At 53.5% G+C, this 13151-nt stretch carries 13 protein-coding genes; all 13 read right to left on the bottom strand.

Annotation, left to right across the window (positions count from 1 at the left end; genetic code table 11):
- Positions 1 to 2: 2 nt before the first annotated feature.
- The 13 genes from pseH to AD666_RS18595 all read right to left on the bottom strand — a co-directional run bounded on the left by pseH (position 3) and on the right by AD666_RS18595 (position 13150).
- Entirely contained in the window at positions 3 to 530 is a 528-nt protein-coding gene (gene pseH, locus AD666_RS26155) for a UDP-4-amino-4,6-dideoxy-N-acetyl-beta-L-altrosamine N-acetyltransferase (RefSeq protein WP_256222705.1), read from the bottom strand.
- Positions 523 to 1632, bottom strand: a complete 1110-nt coding sequence (gene pseG / locus AD666_RS18650) for a UDP-2,4-diacetamido-2,4,6-trideoxy-beta-L-altropyranose hydrolase (RefSeq protein WP_053155397.1) — start codon at positions 1630 to 1632, stop codon at positions 523 to 525. Before pseG ends, pseH begins: the two co-directional genes overlap by 8 nt.
- Positions 1633 to 1637: 5 nt before the next feature.
- Entirely contained in the window at positions 1638 to 2339 is a 702-nt protein-coding gene (pseF, locus tag AD666_RS18645; protein WP_053155092.1) for a pseudaminic acid cytidylyltransferase, read from the bottom strand.
- Entirely contained in the window at positions 2336 to 3496 is a 1161-nt protein-coding gene (gene pseC / locus AD666_RS18640; RefSeq protein ID WP_053155090.1) for a UDP-4-amino-4,6-dideoxy-N-acetyl-beta-L-altrosamine transaminase, read from the bottom strand. The genes pseF and pseC overlap by 4 nt, the downstream gene beginning before the upstream one ends.
- A 3-nt stretch (positions 3497 to 3499) precedes the next feature.
- On the bottom strand, positions 3500 to 4498 hold the full coding sequence (gene pseB, locus AD666_RS18635) for a UDP-N-acetylglucosamine 4,6-dehydratase (inverting) (RefSeq protein WP_053155088.1): 999 nt from the start codon (positions 4496 to 4498) through the stop codon (positions 3500 to 3502).
- Between the two features lie 32 nt (positions 4499 to 4530).
- Positions 4531 to 5787 (bottom strand): lipopolysaccharide biosynthesis protein, encoded by a 1257-nt coding sequence (locus tag AD666_RS18630; RefSeq protein WP_053155085.1) that lies wholly within the window; start codon positions 5785 to 5787, stop codon positions 4531 to 4533.
- 233 nt (positions 5788 to 6020) lie between these two features.
- Positions 6021 to 7079 (bottom strand): LPS O-antigen chain length determinant protein WzzB, encoded by a 1059-nt coding sequence (locus AD666_RS18625; RefSeq protein WP_053155395.1) that lies wholly within the window; start codon positions 7077 to 7079, stop codon positions 6021 to 6023.
- Between the two features lie 179 nt (positions 7080 to 7258).
- Positions 7259 to 7462: a LapA family protein gene (locus AD666_RS18620; protein ID WP_371259606.1), complete on the bottom strand. Its 204-nt coding sequence runs from the start codon at positions 7460 to 7462 to the stop codon at positions 7259 to 7261.
- Positions 7463 to 7510: 48 nt separating this feature from the next.
- Complete coding sequence (ihfB, locus tag AD666_RS18615) at positions 7511 to 7807, bottom strand: integration host factor subunit beta (protein ID WP_053155082.1); 297 nt, start codon at positions 7805 to 7807, stop codon at positions 7511 to 7513.
- 144 nt (positions 7808 to 7951) lie between these two features.
- The gene (locus AD666_RS18610; RefSeq protein WP_053155080.1) at positions 7952 to 8230 is read right to left on the bottom strand and encodes a hypothetical protein; all 279 of its coding nucleotides are present in this window, start codon (positions 8228 to 8230) and stop codon (positions 7952 to 7954) included.
- 221 nt (positions 8231 to 8451) lie between these two features.
- Positions 8452 to 10137 (bottom strand): 30S ribosomal protein S1, encoded by a 1686-nt coding sequence (rpsA, locus tag AD666_RS18605; RefSeq protein ID WP_053155077.1) that lies wholly within the window; start codon positions 10135 to 10137, stop codon positions 8452 to 8454.
- A gap of 119 nt (positions 10138 to 10256) precedes the next feature.
- On the bottom strand, positions 10257 to 10946 hold the full coding sequence (cmk, locus tag AD666_RS18600) for a (d)CMP kinase (RefSeq protein ID WP_053155075.1): 690 nt from the start codon (positions 10944 to 10946) through the stop codon (positions 10257 to 10259).
- On the bottom strand, positions 10943 to 13150 hold the full coding sequence (locus AD666_RS18595) for a bifunctional prephenate dehydrogenase/3-phosphoshikimate 1-carboxyvinyltransferase (RefSeq protein WP_053155073.1): 2208 nt from the start codon (positions 13148 to 13150) through the stop codon (positions 10943 to 10945). The genes cmk and AD666_RS18595 overlap by 4 nt, the downstream gene beginning before the upstream one ends.
- Position 13151 lies beyond the last annotated feature (1 nt).

Raw genomic sequence — 13151 nt, 5'->3', positions numbered from 1 at the left:
TATTAATTCCCATTTCTTGATCGCCATTCAGTGCTTAACAATCCAAAACATATGACGGCATGATAATGCTCTCCGTCGTAGTGCTGGTCGCGCAGAGTCCCTTCCTGCTGAAATCCCAGGCTTCGATGAAACCTGATGGAGCGCTCATTAAAATTCAATGCCTGTCCACATACTTTATGAAGATTAAGAAAGTGGAAAGCGTATTCCAAAGCCGCCTCCCCCAGCTGCCTTCCTGTACCTTTTTCTGCTCGGGGCGCAACATAGAAGCCCCAATCGGCGACTCGGGAAGACGGGTGCTCGGTGAAGTTTATAAAGCCGCGGGAAATGCCATTCATTTCAAAAATCAACAAATGTTTATTGGGATCGCTAGAGGCTCGATTGAACCAGGCACAGTGCTCTTCCAATGAAATTTCATGCTGAGTGTACATATAACGACGAATGTCTGGATGATTTCGCCAAGCAAGGACCGCCTGCAAATCATCTGTCGTCATAGTACGCACTGATAAATGAGTTTGCTCCAAATTATCCATTGTTATAGCTCATGTTTTTCAGTACTCGCTCAACACCTAACCCGTCACAGACATGGCGCGCCTTGTTGCTCAGCTCCATTAAGGCGCCTCCGTGTGTCAAGGCCTCTATGGTTGGAGGCAAGCGGATGGTGATGTCAAATACGTTTTCAATAAGAATGACACTACCCGAATGCAGAAGCGCCTTTGCCCCAGGTTCCTGGTTAGCTGCCAAAATCAACAGAATTGTCGGAACCCCCAAGCATGATCGCTCCCAAGAGGTGCCTCCAGCCGCACCAATAATGAGGTCTGCGCTAGCCATGCGTTCGGCCATATCAACAACGTTAACCAACACTGAGGTTGGCCATGGCATAGTGGCCGCTATGTCTTTTACCAATGTCAAATAAGGTGCCTTAAGTCCCATGACTACGCTGATGTGACAATTGTCAGGTAACGAGCAGGTCTTCAAGGCCTGCAAAACAGTACAGGTTGCGTTCGTTTGGTCCATCCCGCCCATTGTGATCAAAAGATGCTGGAGTGTTGATGATCCACGTCTTACTAAGCTTTTACTTCGCAGACGTGAAAATTCGGGTCTTAGAAGCGCAAACTTTGGGCCGACCAGTATTCGGCAGTTATGGGGTACTAGGCCTCTGTAGTCTTGCTCGGTACGGCCAAGATTCTGATCAAGAAGCAAGCTACAAATATGCTTGCGATCGGCCAGATCATCGATGACTAAAAGCTCTTTGAAGTTTCCCTGTAGTGTTTTTTCCCATTGTATATCCAAGGCATAGTGATCCACCACTAGCCAATGGGGTCTCAATACTTTAAGAAGGTTTTCACATTCTTCAGCATCCTGTAATTGAGTCGTTCCTAGCCAATTTGAGTGTCTTAGCCCATCCCCCCTCGAAACCGGGCTATGGATGTAACTCTCATCAGTTATTGGAGCTAGTCCAAACGCCTGAAAATTTTTATCACGAATGAAGTCAAGTAAATTTCCCGAATGTTCTCGGCAAATGAAATAGCATTCAGCTCCCTCATCTCTTAGGGCTTCAGCCAACGTCAGGCAGCGCATAACATGCCCGCTCCCCATTTGCAGCGAGGCATCGGCTCGGAAAACTACTTTCATGCCATTCACAACTGGCTCGACTCTACTTGGAGTGCTTTGTACATCCATTCCGCACGGAGCCAGTCTTCGGGGGTGTCGATGTCTTGCACACGATGACGCGGCAGCAACACTGCACTGGACTCAAGGCTGAAAATCACTTCGCCCTTCAGCCATGCATCAGCGACCCCCCAATAAAATTGCCCAGCGTCATGATAGCTTTCTTCAAGATCTTGAGAGCGGGTGTTGAAATGCTCAGCATCGAGCATTTCAACACGTCCCGCCTCTGTCAGACGAATCGCTCTCTGGATTGGAAATGCGTAATTGGTGACAGAAAACGCATATTGGCTGCCAGTTTGCTCAAGGATGGTCAAGCCACGCCTCAGATCCTCAGGGCTGACAAAGGGTGCAGTTGCATAAAGGCAGCATACATGCTGAGCTTCAAACCCGTCAGCCTTAAGCCATTCAATAGCCTGCCGTATAACCGGTATGGTTGGAGTGTAATCATCAGACAGCTCAGCAGGGCGCATGAACGGAACGCTTGCGCCGTACTGCCGTGAAACCCTTGCAATTTCATCGTCGTCCGTCGAAACGATAACTTTATCGAAACAACCGCTTTCAAGTGCAGCTTCGATTGACCACGCAATCATCGGTTTCCCGCAAAACATCTTGATGTTTTTCCGGGGGATACGCTTGCTGCCCCCTCGAGCAGGTATCACGGCCAGCTTCATACTTTTAACGCCAATGAGATAGCAGCGACGACTTGATCCTGTTGCTCGTTGCTCATCGAATGAAACATCGGGATGCTAATAGCTTCGCGATAATAATCTTGCGCCCCTGGGAAATCCTCAGGTTTGAACCCCATCTGCGCATAGTACGGCTGGGTATGAACTGGGATGTAATGCAGGTTCACGCCAATCCCTTGCTCGCGTAAGGACTCAAATACTTGACGATGTGTCTTGGTTATTTTTTTTAGTTGCAGTCGAATTACATATAAGTGAAGTCCCGAATAACTATCGGCGTGCTGCCAAGGCGTCGTTACCGGTAATGCTGCCAATAAATCGTTGTAACGAGCAGCCAATTGATGGCGTCGCGCAACATATTGATCCAGGCGTTCCATCTGGCTGACGCCCAACGCTGCCTGCAGTTCAGTCATTCGATAATTGAAGCCAAGATCGATCTGCTGGTAATACCAAGGCCCATCCGTCTCGTGAGTCATCATGTGAGAATCACGGGTAATGCCATGGCTACGCAAGAGCGCCATCTTATTGGCCAGGTCTGCATCGTTGGTCAGGGCCATGCCGCCTTCGGCGGTGGTGATAATTTTGACTGGATGAAAACTAAACACGGTAATATCGCTATATTTACCGTTGCCAATGTATTCGCCTTTGTATTTACCACCAATGGCATGCGAAGCATCTTCGATGACTTTGAAGCGGTAGCGCTTGGCGAGTTTGTGAATTGCCTCCATGTCGCAAGGCTGACCACAAAGATGTACAGCTACAACCACCTTAGGCAAACTACCCTCACGCTCAGCCTTCTCCAACTTCCGCTCTAGCGCGTCAGCACAAAGGTTGTAAGTGAGAGGATCGATATCTACGAAATCAACCTGGGCACCACAATACAAACCGCAGTTGGCAGATGCCACAAACGTAATAGGGCTCGTCCATAAACGGTCGCCCGGGCCAAGACCCAATGCAAGACAGGCAATGTGCAACGCAGATGTCGCGCTGTTAACTGCCAACGCGTGACTGGCACCGACATGCTGAGCAACCAACTGTTCGAAGCGAGGCACCATCGGGCCCTGGGTTAGAAAGTCGGATTGCAACACCCCAATTACCGCATCGATGTCAGCTTGGGTTATATCCTGGCGACCGTAGGGAATCATCGATCAGATACTCCCAATCTTGGCTTCGTTGAGATTGATCCAATTGCGCAAATCGTCGTCGCTCATCCATTCAGTGTTGTTATCGCTGGAGTAAACGAACCCCTCAGCGACCTTCTTGCCATCCTTGATGCGCTTCGGACAAGTTGCCCAGTCATTGATCACCGGAAGGATTTTGAAGTGCTCCGGATACTCATACGTGTAGTAGGAGTCTTCAGCACTGATCATTTGTTCGTGGAGTTTTTCACCTGGGCGGATACCGACGATTGTCTGCTTGGCATCAGGGGCAACGACGCGGGCTAGATCGGTTACCTTCATTGAAGGGATCTTCTTTACATAGATTTCCCCGCCTTCCATGTCTTCAAAAGCATGCCAGACCAGCTCTACCCCCTCTTCCAGGGAGATCATGAAACGAGTCATGCGATCATCCGTGATCGGCAGTTCCCCTTTACCCTTGATCGACATGAAAAACGGAATGACCGAACCGCGCGACCCCATGACGTTACCGTAGCGCACGACCGCCATGCGAGTTTCGTGGCCACCGGCGTAGGAGTTACCGGCAACGAACAGCTTGTCCGACGCCAGTTTGGTTGCGCCATACAGGTTGATCGGACTGCTGGCTTTATCGGTGGACAAGGCAACGACACGCTTGACGCCTTTATCGATGCACGCGTCGATAAGGTTCATGGCACCATTGATATTGGTTTTGATGCACTCAAAAGGGTTGTATTCCGCCGTTGGAACGATCTTGGTCGCCGCAGCATGGACTACGTAATCGACGCCATCCAAGGCTCGGTACAAGCGCTCCTTGTCGCGAACGTCGCCAATAAAGAAGCGAACACGCGAGTCGCCCTCAAACTTCTTCGCCATGTCCCACTGCTTCATCTCATCCCGGGAAAAAATGATGATTTTTTTCGGGTTGTATTTTGCCAGGGTCATAGGCACGAACGTATTACCGAAAGAGCCGGTACCGCCGGTGATGAGAATGGTTTTGTTGGTAAACATTGACGCGTCCCTTGGTTACTTCCCGCACGAGGTCAGGATTGGAATAAACGGTAAGGTGCTGGAGTCAGGCGGTGGAAACTCCAAGCCTTCCAGCACAGAACGAAGAAAAAGCTGATGCACAATCCTAACGGCACCGCCAGCTGGGGCCAAAATTGCGCAAAAATCCAGGTGGCCAGAACGAATACTATCAAACTGACGATGTGACTGTGGATAATGGGCCGATCATGCCCTTGAGCATATAGCCCAAAATGCGGAACCATGCCTACCGCATAGAGCACGGTAGCCGATAGGATCCAGACGAAAAGCCCTTGCTGCGCGCTGTACAGCGGCCTGTCAAGCCACAGCAGCAACGGCCCCACCGCCAATAGCCCGGCCACAGAAAAAATGCAGGAAAAGCTGATCGTCTGCAGCAAGAGCCTACGCATTCCGCTACGAAATCCAGCTGCATTTCCCTGCTGATGAGCGCTTATCAACCCAGGGTAGATAAATGCGAATACACCAGCATCCAGAAAAGAGATAAGCGCCATACTGATTCCCATGAACAGCACATAGGCTCCCAGTGCATCGAGCCCCGCCAGGTGTCCAAACCAGTAACGATCCAGAGTGAAAAGCGCACGGATAGCCAACGTCGCAATCAACAGCGCAAACGCGAGCTTCAGCCCCTTCAAGACCCAGGCCCAATCAATTTCCTGCTGCCACCCGGACAGCCTCATTCGCCATACTCTGGAAAATCCTAAGGATAGAGCCACCAGGCTTCCCAGAACCCACGCACCCAATACAACATCAAGATCTCGGGTCTTCGGAACTCCCCACATCATTCCGGCCACCAAGACCGCCCATATACCGGAACGAAAAAAAAGAACCAGGCTCGCATACAGTTGATCAGACACCGCCACCAGCAAGCGACCGAGTTCCTGAGTAAGGTGCTCAAGAACCAATAACGCAAAAAACCAACCGATGACACTTACAGGTAGCAACCCACCGATAAAAATCAAAGTCAGCAATGGCAGAAAAACCACGTACAGCACCAACGTCAACGCGCCTTGAGCCTTGAGCAGCCCTCCCCATTCCTTCCGGTCACGCTTAAGCAGCTCGCGGGTGCTGTAGGTATAAAAGTCAAAACCCAAAAAATACAAGGAGTAACTTACGGTAGCAGCCAGCAAACCGTAGACACCCAACTCTCCGGGCTCGAGAAATCGAGCCAGAAAAAATATAAGTAAAAACTTACTTACCAGTGTCAAACCGCGAATTGCGATATTGGTAAGCTGTGATAAATTTCGCGTGCGCATGAGATATTCTATTCGGCTTTGCTACTGCGCAGCGATGGCTGCAGAAAGATACCGTTGCCCCCTCCTCATTAGTGCGCCGCCCTCACAATCATGAATAGAACAAGCTCTATCGACAATTGGATGCTACAGGCACAGCGAGGAAGGAGGATCTTTTTATTTTAGGCCAACACTAAAAACCCGCCACAGCCGAACAACCCAGGCTATGGCGAGTTTGAACAAGCACACCGTGTTTATTACACCGGATGAGCTTGCCTTTGTTTGCTTCGGCCTATCACAAATCTAACAAGGGCTATAAAACCGCCCAGCACAAAGCCCACAACAATACCCAAGATAAGAATCAGAGCTTTCTTGGGTTTTACTGGACTCTCTGGCACATCGACGTTACCGTCCTGCCGATAAATCGAAACACGCTCAGGATCAATATTCAACTTACGATAGAAGTTGTATCGCATTTGCAACAACCGCAAATCCTTGATAAAGGCGTCATCGGAAGAACGCGACTCCAACGCATTGATTTCGGCGATCAGCGCCTTGCTGCCTCGCTGGTAATCCATCTTGTTATTTGTCTCTACCGTGATATCGATAGCGGCGGAAGAATTGATTGTAGGCGTTGTAAGCCCGATTGCCTGCGCAATCTTCAATGCTTCGCGAAGTTGCTGTATACGATCCTCTCGTATCCGCAGCGCATTTTCGCGCAAGCTGACAATTCTCTGTTCAAGATTACGCGCCCTGACCGAAGCCTCGGTAGTGACGTTCTTGATCAGCTCCGACTCCGCAGCATCATTGGCGCGCTGTACGTAAGCTTTGGCCCACTCTGTGGCCTCTACCGGATCGTCACTCCTGACAGTAACTGAAAACCGATCCGGAGTGTTCTTGCCGGGACCTTTTATTATTAAATCGCGAGAGAAGCGCTCATATACCTGGCCCAACGCCCCTTTCCGCTGAGACTCTTCGAGTGAAGGAACGTACACCTCATTGAAGAATGCCTGCCGAAGAGTTTCCGCCTGCAGGTTCCGGGCAAACACATCATAAACATGCTGGATAGTATAAAGATCCAACTCCGTGCTTTTCCCTCGACCATAATTCAGCTCAGCAATGCCGTTCTGGGTAGGAGGCATAATAAAAAGCTTGGCTTCATAAACCGGCTTACTGAGGAACGCGTAAGCGCCTGCGCCCACGGCAACCAGTAGAGCCACTCCCAAGATCAGCCATTTTTGAACCCAGAGACCTTGAGCCAGTTCAATCAGATCAACTTCATCAGCGCCACGAGCTTCAATACGATCATTTTGCATGAAGATCCCCGCCCGATATCGCACTTGCAGACACATCAAACGCATCAAAAGGCAAAACGAGCAAGGCCTCAGCAGATACAGTAAAAAACGGAGTCAGATTCAATACGAACAAAACGCACCCAAAAGTCAGAAAAATTGCAGACAGTGATCCTTACCAAGACTACGGGCTCAGGCATCCATTATTTCAACCGTCGACTCACACCAATGAACCATGTGAGCAGAGGTCCTATCATCATACCAGCGAGAAGCGCCAGCAGCACGAAAACCGAGATCGGAAATTGCGGACCCGACCACCCCAAGAATAGCAGCGTAACGGGCTGACGATTTTCGAGCACGAACAGGACAATGGCAGCAGCCACGAGTAGCACAGCTACGACAAACATCAGGCGCTTAATGTTCCGCATCCCCACCCCCTTTTCGTCGATTCTCCTTTAAAGGTCACTCCCCTCCTCCTCATTCACACGATCCCTGAGCTCTTTACCTGGCTTGAAATGAGGAACGAATTTGCCGTCCAGACTTACCGACTGCCCGGTCTTGGGATTACGCCCTACCCGCGGAGCACGGTAATGCAGGGAAAAACTGCCAAAGCCACGGATCTCGATACGATCCCCGGTCGCCAGGCACTGGGACATTTGTTCAAGCATGGTCTTGATGGCCAGCTCCACATCTTTGGATGAGAGTAGCCCTTGATGGGTGACAATTCGTTCGATCAACTCCGACTTCGTCATATTTTTCCCTTCTTTATCAAGCAGCTAGATCAGTGCTTCAAAAGGTTTTAGCATGCCCGAAGGGATTTGAACAGCCCGAGTATTGACAAATCTTTTATGTATCTGGCTATCCCTTTTTTGGTGCAGACACGAGAGCTCTTATGACTATCGGCATATAACCAGCATTGTTCGGGTCAGGTACCCAGCAGGGTTGAAGCCCAAAGGATACCAATCCTCATCCTTTGCATCGTCAGACCGGGTTATCACCTTATAACCCGCCCCTTCGCACTCCCTGGCAGCACGTTTGTGGCATTTCTCCCACCCGGAACCCAGTCCCGAGCAATCAATCTCAATGCCGCTGACGCCGCGCACTGCGTGTGTCTTAGCACTGGTAGAACACCCCACCAGCACCAGAACAACCAAGACTGGAAAAAGCTTCTTCATTCGACTCCTTGAGCCAAGAACCTGACCAATCATACGCACCAGGCTCGGACCCACTCTTATAGATGATCGGCCCACCTGATAAAGAGACAATTTGAATCGGAGGTTGGTTTCGCGGTAACCGCACCGGCGAATCCCCCCCCCTGTACACCACGAAACGCAGAATATCCGCAGGCACAAAAAAGGGCGACCGAAGTCGCCCTTTTTCTACAGAAACCCAGAACTCAGTTCTGTTTTTCCATTTGCGCACGCAGCAGGTCACCCAGAGTGGTGGCCGGCGCATCCGGAGCTGGCTTGTCGCGCAGGCTCTGGATAGCTTCTTTCTCTTCTTCAACGTCTTTCGACTTGATCGAGAGCTGGATTACGCGGCTCTTGCGGTCAACGCTGATGATCTTGGCTTCTACTTCTTCGCCTTCTTTCAGCACGTTGCGAGCGTCTTCAACGCGGTCACGGCTGATTTCGGAGGCTTTCAGAGTCGCTTCGATATCATCGGCCAGAGTGATGATGGCGCCCTTGGCGTCAACTTCCTTCACAGTGCCCTTGACGATGGCGCCCTTGTCGTTTTCCGAGACGTATTCGGAGAACGGATCGCTTTCCAGTTGCTTGATACCCAGGGAGATACGCTCGCGCTCTGGGTCAACCGACAGGATAACGGTGTCCAGCTCGTCACCCTTCTTGAAACGACGTACAGCTTCTTCGCCCACTTCGTTCCAGGAGATGTCGGACAGGTGAACCAGACCGTCGATGCCGCCGTCCAGACCGATGAAGATACCGAAATCGGTGATCGACTTGATGGTACCGGAGATCTTGTCGCCCTTGTTGAACTGGCCAGAGAAGTCTTCCCATGGGTTCGACTTGCACTGCTTGATGCCCAAGGAGATACGACGACGCTCTTCGTCGATGTCCAGAACCATGACTTCCACTTCGTCGCCGACTTGTACGACTTTCGAAGGGTGGATGTTCTTGTTGGTCCAGTCCATTTCGGAAACGTGTACCAGACCTTCAACGCCTTCTTCCAGCTCAGCGAAGCAGCCGTAGTCGGTCAGGTTGGTAACACGAGCGGTGACGCGGGTGCCTTCTGGGTAACGGGCTTTGATAGCGACCCATGGATCTTCACCCAGTTGCTTCAGACCCAGGGAAACACGATTGCGCTCGCGATCGTACTTCAGAACCTTGACATCGATCTCGTCGCCAACGTTGACGATTTCCGAAGGATGCTTGATACGCTTCCAGGCCATGTCGGTGATGTGCAGCAGGCCATCGACGCCACCCAGATCGACGAATGCGCCGTAATCGGTGAGGTTCTTGACGATACCTTTGACCTGCTGGCCTTCCTGCAGCGATTCCAGCAGAGCTTCACGCTCGGCGGAGTTCTCGGCTTCCAGGACACTGCGACGGGAAACGACAACGTTGTTGCGCTTCTGGTCCAGCTTGATGACCTTGAATTCCAGCTCTTTGCCTTCCAGGTGCGTGGTGTCGCGCACTGGACGGACGTCAACCAGGGAACCTGGCAGGAACGCACGGATGCCGTTAACGTCGACAGTGAAGCCGCCTTTAACCTTACCGTTGATAACGCCCTTGACCACTTCCTCAGCTGCGAAAGCCGCTTCCAGAACGATCCAGCATTCAGCGCGCTTGGCTTTCTCACGGGACAGCTTGGTTTCACCAAAGCCATCTTCAACCGAGTCCAGAGCAACGTGAACTTCGTCACCGACGTTGATGTTCAGCTCGCCAGCGTCATTGTAGAACTGTTCCAGCGGGATGAGGGCTTCAGACTTCAGGCCAGCGTGAACGGTTACCCAGCGAGCCTGGTAGTCGATATCAACGATAACACCGGTGATGATGGAGCCTGTCTGAAGGTTCAGGGTTTTCAGGCTTTCTTCAAAGAGTTCCGCAAAGCTTTCGCTCATTTTAATTCCTGTTGATGGGGGCGAAGAATACGCCCGGCTCCACGCCCCAGACGACGTGGGTTAGTTTCATATAAAAGAAGACCGCAGGACTATGACTGGTCCCCTGCGGAGCTTCCTGGTCACCCGGCGATATCGCGAATAGCGATCTCGCTCATGATGCGTTGCAACACCTGATCGATGGACAACTCCGTGGAGTCCAGCTGTATCGCATCGGCCGCCGGCTTGAGCGGGGCTACTGCGCGCTGGGTGTCACGCTCATCGCGCGCACGGATCTCATCTAGCAGACTCGACAGACTAACATCCTCGCCTTTGCCCTTCAACTGCAAATATCGGCGGCGAGCCCGCTCCTCCGCACTGGCGGTCAGGAAAATCTTCAATGGTGCGTCCGGAAACACCACCGTTCCCATGTCCCGCCCATCGGCCACCAACCCTGGCGCCTCCTGAAATGCACGTTGGCGCTGCAGCAAGGCCTCGCGCACCGCTGGCAGCGCGGCAACCTGGGAAGCGCCGGCGCCGACACTCTCCGTACGGATGACATCGCTGACTTCGTCACCCTCCAGAATAATGCGTTGCAGCTGGCCCTCGGTGGCGGCAATGAACTGTACATCCAGATGAGCCGCCAGGGCCTTTAGCAGCTCTTCGTTGGTGAGATCCACGCCATGGTTGCCGGCCGCGAAAGCCAGCAATCGATACAGAGCCCCGGAATCGAGCAGGTTCCAGCCCAACTGCCGGGCCAGGATCCCGGCCACGGTGCCCTTGCCCGAACCGCTTGGGCCATCGATAGTGATGACCGGTGTCTTGATCTTCACGACTGCGCCTCTTGTGCTACTCGAATACCGACCTGCGCGCACAGCGCCAGGAAGTTCGGAAACGACGTCGCGACGTTGGCACAGTCATGGATGCGGATCGGTGCGCTGGCACGCAGGGACGCAACACTGAACGCCATGGCGATACGGTGGTCGCCATGCCCATGGACTTCGCCGCCGCCGATCTGGCCGCCATCGATGATGATGCCATCCGGGGTTGGTTCGCATTTGACACCAAGCGCCAGCAAGCCATCCGCCATGACCTGGATACGGTCCGATTCCTTGACCCGCAGCTCTTCGGCGCCCGTCAATACGGTACGCCCTTCTGCACAAGCCGCCGCCACGAACAGCACCGGGAACTCGTCGATCGCCAGCGGAACCAGCGCCTCCGGAATCTCGATACCCTTGAGTTTAGCCGCTCTTACGCGAAGGTCCGCAACCGGTTCACCGCCGACCTCGCGCTGATTCTCCAGGGTGATGTCCGCGCCCATCAGGCGCAGGATGTCGATCACGCCGGTACGGGTCGGGTTGATCCCGACATGCTCGAGGACCAGGTCTGAACCTTCGGCGATTGACGCCGCCACCAGGAAGAACGCGGACGAGGAGATATCGCCAGGCACTTCGATGTGGGTCGCGGTCAATTGGCTGCCGGACTCGACCGAAGCCGTGGCGCCATTCACCGTGACCGGATAGCCGAAGCCGCGCAGCATGCGCTCGGTATGGTCGCGGGTCGGGGCCGGTTCGGTGACAGTGGTCTTGCCTTCGGCATAGAGACCGGCCAATAGCAGGCAGGACTTCACCTGGGCGCTGGCCATCGGCATGGTATAGGTCAAACCCTTGAGCTTGTGGCCACCACGAATGGTCATCGGCGGACGACCGTCGGCTGCGGTCTCGATGACAGCGCCCATTTCGCGCAAAGGATTGGCGACGCGATTCATCGGACGCTTGGACAGCGACGCATCACCGGTCAGGACACTGTCAAAGTCCTGGGCCGCCAGCAGGCCGGACAACAGGCGCATCGAAGTACCGGAGTTGCCCAGGTAGATCGGACCCGGTGCAGGCTTGAGGCCATGCAGGCCAACGCCATGGATGGTCACGCGGCCGTGGTGCGGCCCCTCGATGACCACGCCCATGTCGCGAAACGCTTGCAGCGTCGCCAGGGCATCTTCGCCCTCAAGGAAGCCTTCCACCTCGGTCACACCTTCAGCCAGGGAGCCGAGCATGATCGAGCGGTGGGAAATCGATTTATCACCCGGTACACGAATACGCCCGCTCAGGGAGCCACCAGGTTGTGCCAGGAAAATCAGATCGTTGGAATTCATAGCGTCCACATAGGCCCGACGGGCCAGGATTTTACTGAAATGCTCGCGGGCTACCCTGGCGCGTGTGAAAACGCCCAGCAATTGGTGCCCGTCCCCTGCATCGACCGCGTCGCGCAAGGCGTCGAGGTCGCTGCGAAATGTATCGAGTGTGCGCAGGACAGCTTCGCGGTTGGCGAGGAAGATGTCGTGCCACATGACCGGGTCGCTACCCGCGATTCTCGTGAAATCGCGGAAACCGCCGGCAGCGTAACGGAAGATCTCAAGATTTTCATTGCGTTTGGCCAATGAATCCACCAGGCCGAACGCCAACAGGTGTGGCAAATGGCTGGTGGCGGCCAGTACTTCATCGTGACGCTCGACTTGCATGTGCTCGACATCGGCACCCAGTTCACGCCACAAACGGTCTACGACCTCCAACGCGGCCGGATCGGTCTGGTCCAGCGGCGTCAATATGACCTTGTGGCGACGAAACAGCTCGGCATTGGAAGCTTCCACCCCGCTCTGCTCGGAACCGGCAATCGGGTGGCCGGGCACGAAACGCGTCGGCATTCCACCGAAAGCTTCGGTGGCTGCGCGCACGACGTTGCCTTTGGCACTGCCGACATCAGTCAGGATCGCCTGCCCAAGTTCCATGGTCGCCAGGCGTGCCAGTAGTTTTTCCATGGCCAGGATCGGCACTGCCAGCTGGATCACGTCCGCGCCCTGGCAAGCGATGGCCAGGTCATCCTCGCAACGGTCCACTACCCCTAGCTCCACCGCCAGCTTGCGCGACTGCGGATCCAGGTCGACACCGACCACCTCACGACACAGGCCGCTTTCACGCAGGCCCTTGGCAAACGAACCACCGATCAGCCCAAGGCCGATCACCACCAGGCGACCGATCATC

It is taken from the genome of Pseudomonas sp. Pf153 (assembly GCF_001269775.1).
Classification (GTDB): Bacteria; Pseudomonadota; Gammaproteobacteria; order Pseudomonadales; family Pseudomonadaceae; genus Aquipseudomonas; species Aquipseudomonas uvaldensis.
This window is presented reverse-complemented; position numbering and strand designations above follow the sequence as displayed.